Raw genomic sequence first — 17,357 nt, 5'->3', positions numbered from 1 at the left:
AACAACAGCACCTTACAACTTAAGAATTCCTAGGCGATACTCCGCTACTATCCTGAGAAAACAAAACGAGCGGCAGCGGAGATGTTAGCATCCGCGTCTCAGGAGCAAAAGATGACCTCAGATTTCTCTGGGAATGCATTTCATAAGTTTCTAACATTGATGTTAGTGAGCAGCATTTCAATGGGAATGCTCTCACGGCCAGCCACGGCACAATCAGAAACCCCACCCTCTTCGCAAAAAGATAAGGCACCAGTCTCAGGCACGGCCTCTGAGCAACCAGCCACTCCCCAGGCACTCAAAGTGCCCCCCGGCTATTACAGTCAGGTAGACCAAAGCCTCGGCGTTCTACTCTCCATCTACGATGCACCATCAGACGATGCAGCTGTTATTGTTCAACTGCCGGGAGATACAATCCTCAACTCCGACGGTGAACAAAAGCAGGTTGACGATCTACGCTGGCAACATGTCAGCCTCGGAGAGATAGAGGGTTGGGTTGAAGCCCAAAAGCTGAAAGCCGCCATACCCGTCCCATTCACCGGGACAAATCTGCCAGTTCTGGGTGTCTGCGGAGGAACTGAGCCGTCTTGGAGCATTGAGTGGAACTCCAGCGTCGTAACTTACTCGAACATCACCGGACTGCTCCATCGCGTCCCGTTTCAGTCAGTAAAGGCTGAGACAGACAAGAACGCCACATTACTTCAGGCAGGGAATGAAAGCATCGATCTAAAAATGACTATCTCCGAGAAGCAATGCACTTTCACCCCATTGGACTCTTTCGTCTGGGGAGAGGCCGTCGCCACCATCACACAGCCTGGACAAAAACCAGTGACCCTCAAAGGGTGCTGCAGGCCAGTCTCAGATGGCTATCGCTAAACCGCATCCAGCTGCCCAATAAAAAACCCGGGTCACCCCGGGTTTAATGCTCTTAGCCTGTCATTCGTGACTTAGTTCACGACAACCTTGGCACCAATATCAACATGGTCATAAAGATAGGAAACATCTTCGTTGAACATGCGGATACATCCGGATGAAACAGCACGACCGATGCTCCAGTCCTCAGTGGTACCGTGGATACGGTAGATGGTAGCACCCAGATACAGCGCACGCGCACCCAATGGGTTGTCTGGACCACCCTTCATGTAACGTGGAAGAGTACGGCCTTTTTTCGCTTCACGACGGCGCATTTCTTCCGGCGGTGTCCAACCCGGCCATTTTGCTTTGCGAGTGATACGCTCGGTACCATTCCACTCAAAACCTTCACGGCCAACACCGATGCCATAACGCATCGCTTTGCCGCTTTCCTGCACGTGGTAGAGATAGCGTTCTTCGGTATCAATGATGATGGTACCTGGCTTCTCATTAGTGCGGTACGTGATCAGCTTACGCTTGAACTTACGGCGAGCTGAGTTGGATGCCATAGCAGGAGAATCTGGGAAGATGTCCCATTGGCGTGTGTCTGGATTCCACAGCTTGCCCGCGCTTGCCGGTGCTACAAACACAAAGCTAACCAACGTACAAATGACAGCAAATATTCCCTTGCGAAGATGTCCTCGCATCGTCACCCCCTGAAATTGGCGATAGCCCCTGACCCTGCGGGACCTGTCGAATTTTAAAAATAAATCAGCGCCGAGAAAGAACAAACTCTACCAAAAAAAATTCTCGGACCTCTGAGTTTCCATATGTTTCAAATTGAGACTGATTATCAACATCTGATAATCGATATCCAAGCAAAACCTCACTTCCGCGGGTCATTTGTTTCACTTTTTTCAATTTTCCTCATGCCAAGCAAAATTTTCGCTCAATTCTATCGGTTCGTCCGCTGATAAAAAAAATCCTGCCTTAGCCTAAGTCACAGGTAAACCTCTGAATGAAAGGGGCATATAATACGGCCAATGGGAGGCCTTATATGAATATCGATAGTATCCAAGATGTAACCTGCCTGCCTTTCACCGCCTTTGGCCCTGAAAGCGCAGAACCAATTATTTTCATCCATGGCTTTGGCGGCGACGCCAGCACATGGCGCAATATTCAAGTCCAGTTAGAAAACAAACGTCGCACAATAGCGTTTGACCTTCCTGCTCACGGACGTGCACTGGCCGATTTTGAGCCATGCAATGCTGTGGGCTCAGCAAAAGCCGTGGTGAAATCTCTCGATGCGTTGAAACTTGATCGCGTCCACCTAGTCGGTCACAGCATGGGCGGTGCAATTGCAACACTGATCGCCATGCGCAGTCCAGAACGTATCGCAAGCCTCACTTTGCTTGCTCCGGGCGGATTCGGTCCAGAGATCAATGCAAAGCTTCTGCGCCGTTACGCAGTTGGCCAAACCGAAGTAGAACAACAGGTCCTGCTGGAACAGTTTGTCGGTCTTGAATTCGAACTTCCAAGAAAACTGGCAGAGTATGTTGCCACACAGCGTTCCACTCCGGGCGCTGCTGAAGCACTCAAAGCTGTATCAGGACTTATTCTGGAAGGCGAAAGTCAGGGCGTACTGCCAACTGGCAAACTCGGCGAAATGCCAATGCCAATCAAGGTGGTCTGGGGCACACAGGACAAGATCCTGCCAACCCGTCAATGCCATAAACTGCCAGGACCAATCGCCTGCCACGTTTTCGATCGTGTCGGCCACATGGTTCACATGGAGATCCCGCAGGAAGTAATCCGACTTATTCTGGAAAACACCCGCTAAAGCCAACATCCAACCTTTGTGCTGAGGTTTGACTAAAAAAGCGTGCCGGAGCTCTCTCTGGCACGCCTTTAAGATCGTCGACTTAAGCTGGTGGAAGCAGGCCGTCTTTCCACTCCTGCCCAATCACCCGGCGCGCCATCATGTGCGAACGCGGATGGTTGATGCTATCAACCGCAATCAGCTTGCCTTTTTCCAGATACGCGACATAGAAACTGTCGGAACTTGTATCCCCCACAAGCACAGCCTCATCGTATCCATTAGACAATCCGGCAATCTGCAGCTTGATATGGTGCTGGTCAGACCAGAACCACGGCAACGGGTCATAGTCGTGACTGTGATCATGGTCGGGATCAGTCAATGCAACAGCAACTGCTTTTGCCTGATCAATCGCATTTTGAACGCTCTCCAGACGAATGCTACGTCCATAGCGCTCTGAGAAGAAGCGAACACAATCACCGCAAGCATAAACATCCTCGTGGGAGGTCTGCCCTGCTCCATCAACCAGAATGCCATCATCCACGTCCAGACCGGCAGCCTCTGCAAGCTCCGCATTCGGTACTGCACCAACTGCAGAAAGCACCAGATCACAGGGAATTACACTGCCATCAGCAAGTTTCACAGAAGAAACTTTGCCATCAGTCCCTTCAATGCTGGTCACACCGGTTCCGCAAAAGAGTTCCGCTCCATTGCCGGAATGCAAACCATGGAAGAACGATGAGATATCGGGCGAAACCACACGCTTCAGCAGACGCTCCTGCGCTTCCAGCACAACAACATCCAGCCCCATGCTCTTTGCAACAGCCGTCACTTCCAGACCGATATAACCGCCACCGATAACAACGAGTTTCTTGCCAGGCACAAAGAGTTGCTTGATGAGCTCAACATCACCAATGGAGCGAAGCGTCACAACACCTTCCAGCTCCGCACCCGGCAATGGCAAATCGCGAGCGCGGGTTCCGGTTGCAAGCAGCAACTTGTCCCAACTCACCTCTTCACCGCTTGCCAGCCTGACACTCTTCTTCTCCAGATCAATGCTATCAACATGCGCATTGACCTTCAGATCGATATTGTTGGTTTCATAAAACGCTTCTGGACGAATAAACAGCGCATCCGGCTTCACATCTCCACTCAGAAACTTCTTGGAAAGCGGCGGGCGTTGATAAGGCGGCTGAGGCTCGTTTCCAAGCATCACAAGCTCGCCTTCATATCCCTTTTGTCGAAGAGTTTGTGCGGCCTGCACACCTGCTTGCCCAGCACCCACCACAACAATCTTATTAATCATTCTCAAAACCCGTATTAGCCGCAGACAGACAACACAGCAGATCCGTATTGTCTGCTTTGCTCAACAAACCCGTACCGCAAAAGCAATGTGGCGCTTAGCCCTGGCAAAAACCAGAGCAAGCGCCACATTTAAAATGAAAATTTGTGAAGATCTTAAGGTCGCATCTCTGAAAAGTGCCTTGCGGTTTTCAGAAAAAGATACGCCGGGCAAATCCCCAAAGCAGTTTGAAGCCGTCGAAACGAAAGCAAACTGCTTTAGGCAGCACGCACTTTTTCAAGGAATGTACCAACAGTATTGTTGATGTGATCTGCCTGACGAGAAAGCGCGTCGGCAAGATCAGACACTGTCCCACCAGTGCTACGTGCATTGCTGGATGCATTTTCAACCATCTGCATTGCACTCGCTCCTTCTTGCGAGCTCTGCGTCGCATTCGCCACATTCTCGGTAATCGACTGAATAGCTGCGTTCTGCTGCTCAACAGATGCTGCAACAGCCGCCGCGATCTGGCTCATTTCGTGAATAACATCACTCACGTCACCAATAGCGCCAACCGCTTCTGCTGAGGCTTCTTGAATGGAACCAACCTGTTGTGCAATTTCTTCGGTTGCCTGAGAAGTCTGGTTTGCCAGCATCTTCACTTCAGACGCCACCACAGCAAAGCCTTTGCCGTGCTCACCTGCACGGGCCGCTTCAATGGTCGCGTTCAAAGCAAGCAGGTTGGTCTGGTTCGCAATATCACGAATGAGCCCAACAGCTTCACCAATACGGTTTGCGGCATCACTTAACAGATTCATGGTTTCAGCAGTTGCCTTGGAACCTTCAACCGCACGGTCTGCAACGCTCGTTGACTGCTCAGCCTGTCCAGCAATCTCGTTGATAGACATGGCCAGCTCTTCCGTTGCAGCAGATGCACTGGAAACATTCTCAGCAGCACTCTCAACGGCACGGCCTGCAGATACAGCTTCTTTCGATACGTTGTCCGCAGCAGATCCCACATCATTAGAGGCCTCACCAAGCCCATCTGCAGCGCTATGCAGACTATTCAAAGCCTCAGCAACGGTTTGCTCAAAACCAACAATGAGATTGTCGACTTGCTCGGCACGAGCCTGTTTCTCAGCATTTTCATGATCTTGCTGATCCTGCAGCATCCGGCGCTCCTCAATATTGTCGCGGAACACCTGAAGTGTTTGCGCCATCGCGGAAATCTCTTTACCGCCTTTATTGAGAGGGATCACAGCTGACAAATCATTCTTCGCAAGCAATGCCATAGCATTACGCAACGCATTCAGATTACGCAAAATACCGAAGATCAGGAGAGAGCCAAGAATGAACAGCGTTAGCGCGATACCACCAACTGCAATACCCAGATAAAGGTTTGTCTGCTGTGTGGTCTCTGTCAGACGCGCCTGCGCATCATTCGCACCCTGCACCGCAGAGTTTTTCAACTCATCAAGCCGTGGCGGAAGAAGGTCAAACAGATTCGCCAGCAGCTCAGAACTCGTCGCCCGCTTATCAAAGGCCTTAGAGTAAGCCTCAAACGCCTTCTTGTAGGCCAGCATATTGGTTTTGACCTTCTCAGCAACAGCCGGGTCAATTTGTGCTCGCGGCACGGTGCGCTCATAACGGGAGAATGCAACTTCAAACGCACCCAGAGAATTTTGGCTACCCGTAAGCGCATAGTCCAGTTGCGCACGCGCCAGATCACTAAACGTATGCATCAGCTTCAGCGTATTAGGGTCTTTGCTACGTCTGTGCTTTTGTTTAACGGCGGATTCTGCTTGAGAAAGCGCGGCGGACAGCTCTTTCTGCAAGCCACGGTCCGCATCATATCCAAGCGTAGACTGGTAGCCATGCAACATCTCAAAGGCACCACTGATTGCGTCAATCGTGTCCCGTGCATCAGAGATCTCAAGGAAATAATCCATGGCAACTGGGAGCGCATTTAACTCCTGCAATTCAGTCTGCGCTTCACCAACCAACGTATCGAATCGACTTTTCAGACTGTCACTCGGCACATTTTCATAATCTTTCTGAGTCGATTGCAGCACACCTGCGGTAATTGCAATTGTCTGGCTCAACTCAGCAAGTTCGGTGTATTCTTTCGACTGCAGAAAGGCAGCCTCCGTTTGCTGTTGGCTCCAAAGATAAACAAAGCCAACACCACCAAATCCGATAAGTGTCAGAATACCAAGAGCAATTGCCCGAAACCGAATACTTACATTTCGAGTTAACGAGAAAACTTTATTTCCCGTAGAAGAAATAGCCCGCTTCCAATTTACTCGCATCGGAGACCCCTAGACCGATAAAATTACTAATAGTATTTTTAATTATTCCTCACAGGTATAAGTTCAAATCGTTTAAAGATTACAAATAATGCATCGCACAAATGATTTTGTTGCTCACCCCACCCAGCGTCATGTGCTAAGGACGCATAAAAATAAGACACACCATTGCTCTCGCTTACCAAATTAGTTCCCATTATCTTCGTTTTGCTCTGGTCCACCGGTTTCATCGGTGCACGCCTTGGAGCGCCCTACTCAGAGCCTTTTGCGTTCTTGAGTCTCCGCTTTCTGCTCGTCCTGCCGTTGATGGGCATCATTATCTGGCTATCTGGTAGAAGCTTTGCCTTAACGCGCCAGCAGGTCCTCCATGCCGTCATCACAGGCATGCTGGTCCATGGCATCTATCTCTCGGGTGTCTTCTGGGCCATCGACAACGGGATGCCAGCAGGCGTAACCGCTCTCATCACTGGTTTGCAGCCTTTCATCACCGGCACACTTGCATATTTCCTGCTGAAAGAAGATGTGACGCCGCGCCAATGGATCGGCCTGGCCGCCGGGTTTGTTGGTATCGTGCTGGTGATCCTGCCTAAGATGGGAAGCGGCGTTGCGCAGATCCCTCTTTGGACTGTAGCAGCCGCCTTTGTGGCAACCCTTGGCATCGCCTTCGGCACCACATGGCAAAAGCGTCAGCCATTGAATACTGATCTGGTTACAGGCATCTTCTACCAGTATTTCGGCGCCTTGCTCATAACGCTGCCGTTGTCCATGACAGAAAGCTGGGTCATCACCTGGTCAGGGGATTTGATCTTCGCGCTGGCATGGCTGGTCATTGTGTTGTCTGTGGGGGCAGTCCTGCTGCTCATGTACCTGCTCCAGCATGGAGCCGCGTCAACAACAGCAACGCTGTTCTACCTGACGCCCGTCGCAGCGGCTATCGAAAGCTACTTCCTTTTCGGAGAGACGCTCAACCTCATTCAGCTGATTGGCATGGCAATCGTTGTGGTAGCAATCGCAGTTTGTCGGCCAAAGCAGAAAGCTTAAGCTCAGCCTTCTGCATCAGAACAAGGACCAGCCTCAACACGCTGGTTCACACGGCGAACACGCATAAGCGCCGCATTAAACTCGCCGCCTAGAATAAAGATGACGGCTGTCAGATACATAAAGATGATGGCCGTCATAATACCAGCTAGACCAGCATACAAAGACACATAGTTCGCCCACCGCGCCAGATAAGCACCAAAGGCTGTACCAGCGATAATCCAGAGGATCATTGTCAGTATAATACCGGGCAACACTTCAAAGAAGCTACGACGGCCAGCCGGCAGATACATATGAGCTGCCAGCAGAGCAAACATCAGCAACAAAGATGTGATGCCATAACGGACAATATTCGCCTTGTAGCTAAACTGCTCCATAACCGGTGCCAGATGAACAGCCCATTCCCAAGCCAGCGGACCAAACACGATCAAGAACGTTGAAACCATCAAAACAGCCGTTCCAATCAGAACCGCCAGAATGGATTGTGTTCGGCAGAAGAACCAACTGCGATTATCTCGAACACGATAAGCACGGTTCAACCCGACTCGCATGGCCTCAACGCCATTGGACGAGAACCACAGCGTGACGACCACACCAAAGGTCAGCAAATCACCACGTGACTGAGTGAGAACGGCTTTGATTTCACCGGAAACAGGGCCAGCCACACGTTCGGGCCAGACATCAAAGATCAACTCCGTCGCACTTTGTGCAACCGAGTTCAGACCAAGAAAACCTGAGAACGCCGCCACAAATATCAAAAATGGAAACAGAGCCATCAACGATGACAAAGCCACATGGCTCGCCACAGCATAGCCATCATCAGAGTTAAAATGCCCGAGAGCATCTGCAAGCACCTGATACAATTTTCCCCAAAGGCCACGTTTCTTCATAAAACTGATCTGGTCTGTCTCTCTGTAAGTTTCAAGTTAGATAATAGACGGGACTTCAAGAAATATTCATGAAGAAAGCTCCCACCTTTAGGGCATTGCACAAATACACATCCCATTTAAGTTTGCAGTGCACAATGACCGAGTGGATTGAGGGAGGCAAGCCGTGTCGGAAACGGTGAATACAATAGAACAAGCAGTCGCACCATCGAAAGAAACACGTGCTCAGGCGCTAAAATCTCTTGAAGCTCTGCTTGGCATCGCGCGCAAAAACGTAAAACTGCGCGTATTGAAGGATGGCCGCATCGCCTCCGCTCTCATGGAGCAGGAACAGCGTGCCACCCACGGTCTTGCCTGGCTTGCAACTTATGTGGAAGCCCTCAAGCAGCTGAACGCATATGGCGAACGGTTGGAAACCGAAGGCACCTTCGGCGAAGTGGAAAGCCTGATCCTGCGCATAGGCCTTGCAGAATACACCGCACAAGTCTTTGGCGGCCTACCAATGAGTCAGGGCGAAATCCTTCGCCTCTCTGATCTGGGCATCAGCCGCAGTGAAGCCAACAGTCATCACACCGAAGCTGTTGAAGCAATCATTGCAGACGGCACCCAACCAGCCTTGCGCACGCGTCTTGCAGAACTCATGCAGCACGCAGAAGGTCAATCCACCATCGGCGGAACTGGACTGGACGAGACCTACGAGCAAATTCGCGAAGAGATGCGAAAGTTTGCCGAAGCAAAGGTCACTCCATTTGCTCACGAATGGCACCTGAAAAACGAATACATCCCTCTTGAGATCATCAATGAGATGGCAGAGATGGGCGTATTCGGCCTGACGATTCCGGAAGAATTCGGCGGCATGGGTCTTGGCAAAGAATCCATGTGCGTGGTCTCAGAGGAACTCTCCCGAGCCTATATCGGTGTTGGCTCTCTTGGCACCCGCTCCGAAATCGCAGCAGAACTCATTCTCGGCGGCGGCACGGAAGAACAGAAAGCCAAGTGGCTCCCACGCATCGCCTCTGGTGAAACTCTGCCAACCGCAGTCTTCACCGAACCAAACACCGGTTCCGACCTCGCATCACTGAAAACACGCGCAGTTAAAGACGGCGACACATGGAAAGTCTCCGGCAACAAAACATGGATCACCCACCCGGTCCGTGCCGACATCATGACCTTGCTCACCCGCACCAAGCCGGAAGAGCCTGGTTACAAGGGCCTGTCCATGTTCATCGCGGAAAAGCCTCGCGGAACAGATGCAGAGCCATTCCCGGCTGAAGGCATGTCAGGTGGTGAGATTGAAGTTCTCGGCTATCGCGGAATGAAGGAATACGAAATCGCGTTTGATGGTTTTGAAGTCAAAGACGAAAACCTGCTGGGTCAGGTGGAAGGTCAGGGCTTCAAACAACTCATGCAAACCTTCGAGTCCGCCCGCATTCAAACTGCCGCCCGTGCAATCGGTGTTGCTCAATGCGCTCTGGACCTTGGCCTGCGTTATGCGCAAGAGCGTGTCCAGTTTGGCAAGTCACTCATCAACTTCCCGCGTGTATCCGACAAGCTCGCCATCATCGCCTGCGAAACCATGATCGCCCGCCAGCTCACCTACTTCTCTGCTTGGGAGAAAGACAGTGGCCGACGTTGTGATCTGGAAGCAGGCATGGCGAAACTACTGGGCGCACGCGTGGCCTGGGCTGCGGCAGACAACGCATTGCAGATCCATGGCGGCAACGGCTTTGCACAGGAATACCCGATCTCTCGCGTACTCTGCGATGCACGTATTCTCTCAATCTTTGAGGGCGCAGCAGAAATTCAGGCGCAGGTAATCGCACGCCGTTTGCTGGATGAAACCGAGCTGTAAAGCGTTTTCCCGAAAAGAACAGGAAGCGCGACTATTTCCGTCGCGCTTCTTCATAAACTGAGAGTTCAAGGCGCTTATCCATAAGCGTCTTTCTTATTTCAAATCGCTCGTCAGTCTTGGTCGCAGCTTTAAGCTGATCTTCCAATGTGGAGATCTCGCGGCGCAGAGTCAGTTCTCCCTGAATGCTACCACCAGCTCCATTCACCACACTCATTTGTGCGCTCTGAGCGAAATTTGTCCCGGACCTTCTGGGGATAGGTTTTCCCGCACCTTCAAGGTGATCCATAGAACCATTCATCTGTGATCGGCGAATTTGTTGCTCGATTAGTCGATCCATTCCCATAAACAGACCTCTATCCTTTGTTTTTCTTAGATCAATTTCTCTGATGACTGTGGCTGCAACATGTTCATATGCAATTTTTCTAAATTTTTTTGCTGAATACAATTAACTTACAATCGGACCAAATTATCGATTTTAACTTTACGCTAATAAATTCACCATCTCAGGTTGCATTATGCAATTTGCACGGTACATTTTAGTTAAATTTTTATTTAATTTATATCGAACTGGAGAGCGCGATGTTGCGGCCTCTTATTTTTGCAAGTCTTGTCGTGGGCTCAGCACTGGCATTAGCTGGTAGCACCTGGGCATTAACCCAGACCCGCGCCGTTGGCCCGGGCCTTACTCAAATCAGTGCCCCCTCTAAGAATGCATTGAAACCAATTTCCACCGACAGCAAACTCATACGCTATCCAGCAAAGTCCTCTCTGAAACCGCTCAAAGCAAAATCAAAGCTTGTACGGCTTGAGCCCAAATCAAAGCTGATCCGATATCGAGTGAAAACAGCGACTAACACTATTCCAGCTAAACCAGCATCATTGGCCTACGCGCATGTAACTGGCGCCCTCAGTTATGTCCCGCGTCAGGAACTAGACGAACTGCTCGCCTTCCTGAACAAGGACATCTATCAGCTGACAGGAACCCACTCAGCAGCAGGCTTAGTACACCAAACCTCATGGCGGCTGGAGAGACAGAGCAGTCAGATAATGAAGAACGTCTCCTCCTACCTGCCCTAAGTGGTTCTACTCATAGAGACGCGTGCACCAGTACGGCACCTCTCCCAATCAACCCATCAAGTCAGGCAGCCAGCGGATAGCTTTCTTCCACCAGATACGGTCCGCCGCCCACTGCCGCTTTTGCTGAGAAGAGCACAAACCGCCCAGCGGTGAATGCAGGCGCTGAGAATTCACCACGTATCTCGAGCCAATGTGCCAACTCTGCAGGGGATGTCCCCCTCAACCGAGCCAATGTCACATGCGGCGTATATTTGCGCCGAGCGGCTTGTAGACCGAGCCGCTGCAAGATGCGTTCTTGCTCAGCCTGAAGCTCCGCCAGCTCCTGAGTGGGCTCAACACGTGCCCAAAGCGCATGTGGTTTGGCTCCCCCAAACGATCCCAGCCCGGTCAGCTTGATCGTCAACGGAGCACGATTCACCCGTGCCAGCTCATAGGCTACTTCGTCAGCAATGCGATCATCAATATCGCCTATAAACCGTAATGTGATGTGGTAGTTTTCTGGGTCGATCCATCGAGCGCCGCGCAACCCTCCGCGCATAAGGCTCAACATCATCCCGGTGCCCGAAGGCAGCTCTAGGCCAGTGAAAAGGCGAGGCATATCAGGACCCTCCACTAATGCAGATGATAAATTAGCTCACGTTTAACGCCAGAGTACAAGCAGAAAATCACAGCTCTACGAACATCTGGGGATTTTCTTTCCATCCCTTAAAACAAAAAATGCCGAAGCCCACACAAGGCTCCGGCACAATTCTGTCTCTACAGATAAAAGAGAACTATCTGCCAATCACGGACATGGATTGGAGTACTGCAGATGGATATCATTAATCCGTGCCACAACCTCGTCAGTCATCTCAAAGTCTGTCGCACGAATATCTGTCGCCAGCTGCTCCATGTTCGTCGCACCAATGATCACAGAGGTCACGAATGAACGGGAATGAGCAAACGAAAGCGCCATAACTGCTGGATCAACACCCAGCTCTTCTGCCAGGTCGCAATACGCATCAATAGCTTTCTGACCAAACGGGTTCTCATAACGGCCAAGGCGCTTGAACAGTGTTTTACGCGCACCTGCTGGCAACGCACCATTCCGGTACTTACCAGTCAGATACCCCTGTGCCAGAGAAGAGTACGCCAGCAGACCAACATTCTCCCGCTGTGCAATCTCGGCGCCACCCACTTCAAACAAGCGGTTCACCAGAGAATAAGCATTCTGGATAGACTGAACCCGTGGCAACCCACGCGCTTCAGATTCCTGCACAAACTTCATGGTGCCCCAAGGGCTTTCGTTGGAAAGACCGAAATGACGGATTTTGCCTGCTTTCACGAGCCCCTGCATAACTTCAAGAGTCTCATGGATCGCATTTTCGTCTTCTGCAGGGTCCGCATCCTGCCAGATGGTGCTGACAGAACCAAAGCCGGACACATTGCGATCTGGCCAATGCAGCTGGTAAAGGTCGATGTAGTCTGTCTGCAAACGCTTCAGGCTGGCATCCACTGCTTCCATGATCTGTGCACGAGAAAGCTGGCTTGTGGAACCATCTTCACGATGCCAGTCCTGAGCAGAACGGCCAACAACCTTGGTTGCTAAAACAACCTTGTCGCGGTTACCGGATTTCTTGAACCATGTTCCGATAATTTCTTCAGTACGGCCTTTGGTCTCTGGCTTCGGCGGCACAGCATAAAGCTCTGCAGTATCGAAGAAATTGATGCCCTGCTCTAAGGAATAATCCATTTGAGCATGGCCTTCAGCTTCGGTATTTTGTTCACCCCATGTCATCGTACCAAGACAGATGCTGGAAACGTTGAGGTCTGTACGCCCCAATTTACGAAATTCCATGTATTCCCCATTTGCAGCCCCAAGCTGCTTTTCATTCTCACGCCCTAATTGGACATAAAGGACAAAGATCCAGCCTCGTCCAAAGACAACGGATCATGCCCCGAATTCTGTTTTGCTAAATCTGCCTCATGGATGGAGGTGGGCAGAGGAAGTGGTCTGGTAAGCATACCAAGCACATCTTCGAAAAGTAGGATGTGTTTTTCCGACAGGAAGGCGCAGTAAGTCAATACTTTAAAGCAGACTCTGCGTTCCAGCCTGAAAAGGAAGAGTATCAGCTCTTATGATTTAGCCTGTTCGATGAGCAGTTCAACAGAAGGCAGAATTTTTTCGACAATGATCGAAACACCTTTACCCGTTGGATGCATGCCATCACCAAGGTTTAGCTCAGGTTCCGCTGCCACACCGTCCAGAAAAAACGGGTAAAGCAACGCATCATGCTTCTGCGCAAGATCACCATAGATGGAGTTGAACTCCTGACCATACTGATCACCCAGATTAGGCGGCGCCATCATACCAGCAAGCAGCACCGGAATATCGCGTGATCCCAACCGTTCCAGCATTGCATCCAGGTTTTTGCGCGTTATTGACGGATCCAGCCCGCGCAACGCATCGTTTGCACCCAGTTCAAGGATCACTCCGTCTACGTCATCGCCCACGGACCAGTCGAGCCGCGAAAGGCCACCAGAGCTGGTATCACCAGATACGCCAGCATTGACCACGGTGATGTTATAGCCCCGCTCTTGCAAAGCCTTCTCCAGCTTTACGGGAAAGGCATCTTCAGGTGGCAATTGATAACCAGCCGTCAGGCTATCACCGAAGGCAACCAGCTTCACCGGCTCGGCTCCATCCTGCGCCATTCCGCTTGAGGCACTTGCAAACACAAGGCCCAGCGCAACGACAGCACCACTGAAAAAACGCAGCACACCAGATTTAGCTTCAACTTTTCGTGATCCAGACATTCAAATACCTTAGATTTTTTCAAACCGAGCTGGACGATGCAATCCACCCTACCCATATGCTTCCCAAGTGCGGCTGCGACAAGAGCCGCCAACAAATTTATTATAAGATGTAATTCAGAGATTTGCATCGCCTGCACATCAAGGTAGAAGAATGACAGGTAATCCCGCATTAGACTTAAACGGCGTTCACCTCAGCCTGGGCCATGGCGCAGGCCGCACCCATATTCTCAAAGGTATTGATCTTTCTATCAGCACCGGCGAAAGCGTCGGCCTCGTTGGACCATCCGGCTCAGGCAAATCTACTTTGCTCATGGTAATGGCAGGTCTGGAACGCGCAGACAAAGGCACCGTCAAAGCCGCAGGGCAGGAACTCGGCGCAATGAGCGAGGATCAACTCGCCCGTTTCCGTGGTCAGAACGTCGGCATCATCTTCCAATCCTTCCACCTGGTCCCAAACATGACCGCTCTGGAAAATGTCGCTGTACCTCTTGAGCTTTCTGGTGACCTCAAAGCATTTGATCGTGCGAAGGAAGAGCTGGAAGCCGTTGGCCTTGGCCACCGCCTCAATCACTACCCAACTCAGCTTTCTGGCGGTGAACAGCAACGCGTTGCCGTCGCCCGTGCCCTCGTCACCAACCCTGAAATTCTGATCGCAGATGAGCCAACAGGCAATCTGGACGAAACTACTGGTGAGCAAATCATCGAGCTGATGTTTAATGCGCAGGAGCGCAAGAGCACCACACTGGTTCTCGTCACCCACGATCCGTCTCTGGCAGACCGTTGTCAACGCAAGATCCGGGTGCATTCCGGCACCGTTGAGGAAGAAACACCTGCTGTGCGTGAGGTACGCGCCCAATGAGCCAAAGCAACTCAAACGGTTTCCAGCCCGGCTTTGGCCTTGCTGCCCGTTTTGCCCTGCGTGAAATGCGGGGCGGCCTCAAAGGGTTTTACGTTTTCATCGCCTGTATCGCACTGGGCGTGGCCGCCATTGCTGGCGTTGCCTCCTTTTCCCGTGCGCTGACAGAAGGCATTTCAGCAGAAGGTCAGGCCATCCTTGGCGGCGACCTCGCATTCTCTCTCATTCACCGAGAAGCAACACCAGATCAGCTCGCCCACCTGCAAAGTATGGGCGACATCTCCAGAATCTCCAGCCTGCGCGCGATGGCCCGTACCGACACCGCAGGTAACCAGACACTGGTTGAGCTAAAGGCAGTTGATAATCCTTACCCGTTGATTGGTGAGTTCGACCTCTCCTCTGGCAAGGACCTGCAAGCGACCATCAACGGCAGAACAGAAGGCCTGCGCAATGCTGTGGCTGAAGTTGCCCTACTGGCACGCCTTGGTCTGGAAGTTGGTGACCAGATTGCCGTCGGCAAAACCGAGTTCCGCATCGCCGATACAATTGAGCTGGAACCGGACAAACTCTCGTCTGGCATGACAGTCGGTCCTCGCCTCCTCATCTCTCAGGAAGCATTGCAAGACACTGGCCTGATCCGCCCCGGCTCATTGGTCAACTACACGTACCGCGTCCGCATGGGCGACAACGTGCCGGAAGATCAGCTCCAGCAAGCCATTGACCGGACAAACAGTCAGTTCCCTGATGCTGGTTGGCGTATCCGCTCCAAGTTGGAAGCAGCCCCAAGCCTGCAACGGAACATTCAGCGCTTCGCCCAGTTCCTCACGCTCATCGGTATCACGTCCCTCGTGGTGGGCGGTGTTGGCGTGGCAAACGCTGTGCGCAGTTACATGGATACCCGCCGGGAAGTCATTGCCAGCTTCAAATGCCTCGGCGCATCAGGTGGCTTTGTCTTCAAGGTCTACCTTATTCAGATGATGGTGCTGGCCACTATCGGCATTATCATCGGCATGGCACTGGGCGCCTTGATTCCACTTGTCGCCATGGCAGCCTTGCAATCCATCCTGCCAATCAACGCAGTACAGGCGGTCTATCCGCTTCAGCTGCTGCTTGGCATGGCGTACGGCTATCTCACCGCCCTCGCCTTTGCCCTTTGGCCACTCGGCAGAGCACATGACATCGCACCAACCGTCTTGTTCCGGGATGAAGTCAGCACCCGCAGCCGCTATCCAAAGCCGCTGTATATCGCAGGTGCTGCGGTGACACTGGTTCTGCTTGCTGGCCTTGCCCTTGTCATGGCCTACGACAAAACCATCGCCATCATCTTCATCGGCGCATGTACCGGCACATATCTGCTATTGCTCGTCGTGGCCCGCCTCATCATGGCCGCAGCGCGGAAGGTGCCAACAGTCCGCTCTACAGAGCTGCGTCTGGCGATCACCAACATCTACCGCCCCGGCGCCCTAACACCATCCGTCGTGCTCTCACTCGGCCTCGGCTTGTCACTGCTGGTTGCTTTGGCACTGATTGATGGCAACCTACGCCGTGAGCTCAATCAGGCCGCTCAGGAACAGGCTCCAAGCTTCTTCTTCGTCGATATTCAAAACCACGAAAAAGACGCCTTCGAAGCTCTCGTTACTGAAAAAGCAGCAGGCACAGAGTTCAACGCAGTTCCAATGCTGCGCGGAAACATCGTCGCGCTGAAAGACATCCCTGCCTCAGACTATCCCGCTCCACCAGAAGCGGAATGGATCCTGCGCGGCGACCGCGGCATCACATATTCTGAAACCCTGCCTGAAAACTCCGTTGTGACAGCAGGCGAATGGTGGCCGAAGGATTACACCGGTGAACCGCTCGTCTCCTTCTCTGACGACAACGCCCGCGAGCTGGGCCTGAGTGTAGGCGACAAGATCACAGTCAACGTGCTTGGGCGTCAGATCTCTGCGAAAATTGCGAACTTCCGCACGGTGGACTGGGAAAGCATGTCCATCAACTTCGTGATGATCTTCTCACCAAACACTTTCGCAGGCGCACCGCACACCCATCTGGCAACCGTCGGCTGGCCGGGCGAAGCCACCTTGCAACAAGAGCTTGACCTACTGAAGGAAGTCACACAAGCCTTCCCAACCATCACCTCAATCAGAGTGAAAGATGCGATCGCACAGGTGAATGACCTTGTCGGTCAGCTGGCATGGGCCATCCGTGGAGCCTCCTCCATCACACTCCTCGCAAGTGTGCTGGTTCTGGCAGGTGCATTGGCAGCAGGTCATCAAAGCCGCATCTATGATGCAGTTATCCTGAAAACACTGGGCGCCACACGCGGACGTCTCATCAAGGCATACATTCTGGAATACCTCATCCTTGGTGGTACCACCGCAATCTTCGCCCTCTTTACAGGCTCGCTGGCGGCTTACTTCATCATCACAGGTGTGATGGAAGGCAGCTTCACCCTTCTGCCCGTAACGGCCATCACCGCCATTATCGGCGCTCTCATCTTCACAGTAGGCTTCGGTTTGCTAGGCACTTGGAGAGTGTTGGGAGAAAAACCTGCACCCGTTTTACGAAATCTGTAAAACTCCGTGGACTGCATCAAGTAAA

General features: G+C 52.0%; 15 protein-coding genes. 7 read left to right on the top strand and 8 right to left on the bottom strand.

Annotated elements, in window-relative coordinates; translation table 11 throughout:
- Positions 1 to 111 precede the first annotated feature (111 nt).
- Entirely contained in the window at positions 112 to 873 is a 762-nt protein-coding gene (locus PsAD5_RS04130) for a hypothetical protein (RefSeq protein ID WP_063291208.1), read from the top strand.
- A 71-nt stretch (positions 874 to 944) separates the two neighbouring features.
- Here PsAD5_RS04130 and PsAD5_RS04125 read toward each other — a convergent pair whose 3' ends face one another.
- On the bottom strand, positions 945 to 1,556 hold the full coding sequence (locus PsAD5_RS04125) for a L,D-transpeptidase (RefSeq protein ID WP_057463476.1): 612 nt from the start codon (positions 1,554 to 1,556) through the stop codon (positions 945 to 947).
- A 350-nt stretch (positions 1,557 to 1,906) separates the two neighbouring features.
- Here PsAD5_RS04125 and PsAD5_RS04120 point away from each other — a divergent pair, with 350 nt between their 5' ends.
- Positions 1,907 to 2,689 carry an alpha/beta fold hydrolase gene (locus tag PsAD5_RS04120; protein ID WP_063291181.1) on the top strand — a complete coding sequence of 261 codons (783 nt, stop codon included), beginning with the start codon at positions 1,907 to 1,909 and terminating at the stop codon, positions 2,687 to 2,689.
- A gap of 82 nt (positions 2,690 to 2,771) precedes the next feature.
- On the opposite strand, the gene PsAD5_RS04115 is transcribed toward PsAD5_RS04120, so the two are convergent.
- On the bottom strand, positions 2,772 to 3,971 hold the full coding sequence (locus PsAD5_RS04115; RefSeq protein WP_063291180.1) for an NAD(P)/FAD-dependent oxidoreductase: 1,200 nt from the start codon (positions 3,969 to 3,971) through the stop codon (positions 2,772 to 2,774).
- A gap of 254 nt (positions 3,972 to 4,225) precedes the next feature.
- Positions 4,226 to 6,256, bottom strand: coding sequence for a methyl-accepting chemotaxis protein (locus PsAD5_RS04110; protein WP_063291179.1), 2,031 nt, complete (start codon positions 6,254 to 6,256; stop codon positions 4,226 to 4,228).
- Between the two features lie 165 nt (positions 6,257 to 6,421).
- Between PsAD5_RS04110 and PsAD5_RS04105 the strand changes: the two genes are divergently transcribed.
- On the top strand, positions 6,422 to 7,294 hold the full coding sequence (locus PsAD5_RS04105; protein WP_208988472.1) for a DMT family transporter: 873 nt from the start codon (positions 6,422 to 6,424) through the stop codon (positions 7,292 to 7,294).
- A gap of 2 nt (positions 7,295 to 7,296) precedes the next feature.
- Here the strand turns inward: PsAD5_RS04105 and PsAD5_RS04100 are convergent, their stop codons facing one another.
- Positions 7,297 to 8,181: a YihY/virulence factor BrkB family protein gene (locus PsAD5_RS04100; protein ID WP_063291178.1), complete on the bottom strand. Its 885-nt coding sequence runs from the start codon at positions 8,179 to 8,181 to the stop codon at positions 7,297 to 7,299.
- A 175-nt stretch (positions 8,182 to 8,356) separates the two neighbouring features.
- Here PsAD5_RS04100 and PsAD5_RS04095 point away from each other — a divergent pair, with 175 nt between their 5' ends.
- Positions 8,357 to 10,030 (top strand): acyl-CoA dehydrogenase family protein, encoded by a 1,674-nt coding sequence (locus PsAD5_RS04095; RefSeq protein ID WP_063291206.1) that lies wholly within the window; start codon positions 8,357 to 8,359, stop codon positions 10,028 to 10,030.
- A 31-nt stretch (positions 10,031 to 10,061) separates the two neighbouring features.
- On the opposite strand, the gene PsAD5_RS28440 is transcribed toward PsAD5_RS04095, so the two are convergent.
- Positions 10,062 to 10,367, bottom strand: coding sequence for a DnaJ family domain-containing protein (locus PsAD5_RS28440; protein ID WP_082596895.1), 306 nt, complete (start codon positions 10,365 to 10,367; stop codon positions 10,062 to 10,064).
- Positions 10,368 to 10,609: 242 nt separating this feature from the next.
- Here PsAD5_RS28440 and PsAD5_RS04085 point away from each other — a divergent pair, with 242 nt between their 5' ends.
- Complete coding sequence (locus PsAD5_RS04085) at positions 10,610 to 11,107, top strand: hypothetical protein (RefSeq protein ID WP_063291177.1); 498 nt, start codon at positions 10,610 to 10,612, stop codon at positions 11,105 to 11,107.
- Between the two features lie 61 nt (positions 11,108 to 11,168).
- On the opposite strand, the gene thpR is transcribed toward PsAD5_RS04085, so the two are convergent.
- The 3 genes from thpR to PsAD5_RS04070 form a co-directional block, all read right to left on the bottom strand.
- Positions 11,169 to 11,705, bottom strand: coding sequence for an RNA 2',3'-cyclic phosphodiesterase (thpR, locus tag PsAD5_RS04080; protein WP_057463483.1), 537 nt, complete (start codon positions 11,703 to 11,705; stop codon positions 11,169 to 11,171).
- 186 nt (positions 11,706 to 11,891) lie between these two features.
- Positions 11,892 to 12,944 (bottom strand): aldo/keto reductase, encoded by a 1,053-nt coding sequence (locus tag PsAD5_RS04075; protein WP_063286053.1) that lies wholly within the window; start codon positions 12,942 to 12,944, stop codon positions 11,892 to 11,894.
- Between the two features lie 278 nt (positions 12,945 to 13,222).
- Entirely contained in the window at positions 13,223 to 13,903 is a 681-nt protein-coding gene (locus PsAD5_RS04070; RefSeq protein WP_063291176.1) for an arylesterase, read from the bottom strand.
- Between the two features lie 151 nt (positions 13,904 to 14,054).
- Here PsAD5_RS04070 and PsAD5_RS04065 point away from each other — a divergent pair, with 151 nt between their 5' ends.
- On the top strand, positions 14,055 to 14,762 hold the full coding sequence (locus PsAD5_RS04065; RefSeq protein ID WP_063291175.1) for an ABC transporter ATP-binding protein: 708 nt from the start codon (positions 14,055 to 14,057) through the stop codon (positions 14,760 to 14,762).
- The gene (locus PsAD5_RS04060; protein WP_057463487.1) at positions 14,759 to 17,332 is read left to right on the top strand and encodes an ABC transporter permease; all 2,574 of its coding nucleotides are present in this window, start codon (positions 14,759 to 14,761) and stop codon (positions 17,330 to 17,332) included. Before PsAD5_RS04065 ends, PsAD5_RS04060 begins: the two co-directional genes overlap by 4 nt.
- The last annotated feature ends 25 nt before the right edge of the window (positions 17,333 to 17,357 follow it).

This window comes from Pseudovibrio sp. Ad5, assembly GCF_001623095.1.
Classification (GTDB): Bacteria; Pseudomonadota; Alphaproteobacteria; order Rhizobiales; family Stappiaceae; genus Pseudovibrio.
This window is presented reverse-complemented; position numbering and strand designations above follow the sequence as displayed.

Coding starts and splice junctions, on each gene's coding strand:
- PsAD5_RS04075 (WP_063286053.1), bottom strand. CDS start 12,944: ATGGAATTTCGTAAATTGGGGCGTACAGACCTCAACGTTTCCAGCATC.
- PsAD5_RS04060 (WP_057463487.1), top strand. CDS start 14,759: ATGAGCCAAAGCAACTCAAACGGTTTCCAGCCCGGCTTTGGCCTTGCT.
- PsAD5_RS04100 (WP_063291178.1), bottom strand. CDS start 8,181: ATGAAGAAACGTGGCCTTTGGGGAAAATTGTATCAGGTGCTTGCAGAT.
- PsAD5_RS04070 (WP_063291176.1), bottom strand. CDS start 13,903: ATGTCTGGATCACGAAAAGTTGAAGCTAAATCTGGTGTGCTGCGTTTT.
- PsAD5_RS04085 (WP_063291177.1), top strand. CDS start 10,610: ATGTTGCGGCCTCTTATTTTTGCAAGTCTTGTCGTGGGCTCAGCACTG.
- PsAD5_RS04115 (WP_063291180.1), bottom strand. CDS start 3,971: ATGATTAATAAGATTGTTGTGGTGGGTGCTGGGCAAGCAGGTGTGCAG.
- thpR (WP_057463483.1), bottom strand. CDS start 11,705: ATGCCTCGCCTTTTCACTGGCCTAGAGCTGCCTTCGGGCACCGGGATG.
- PsAD5_RS04065 (WP_063291175.1), top strand. CDS start 14,055: ATGACAGGTAATCCCGCATTAGACTTAAACGGCGTTCACCTCAGCCTG.
- PsAD5_RS28440 (WP_082596895.1), bottom strand. CDS start 10,367: ATGGATCGACTAATCGAGCAACAAATTCGCCGATCACAGATGAATGGT.
- PsAD5_RS04110 (WP_063291179.1), bottom strand. CDS start 6,256: ATGCGAGTAAATTGGAAGCGGGCTATTTCTTCTACGGGAAATAAAGTT.
- PsAD5_RS04120 (WP_063291181.1), top strand. CDS start 1,907: ATGAATATCGATAGTATCCAAGATGTAACCTGCCTGCCTTTCACCGCC.
- PsAD5_RS04130 (WP_063291208.1), top strand. CDS start 112: ATGACCTCAGATTTCTCTGGGAATGCATTTCATAAGTTTCTAACATTG.
- PsAD5_RS04125 (WP_057463476.1), bottom strand. CDS start 1,556: ATGCGAGGACATCTTCGCAAGGGAATATTTGCTGTCATTTGTACGTTG.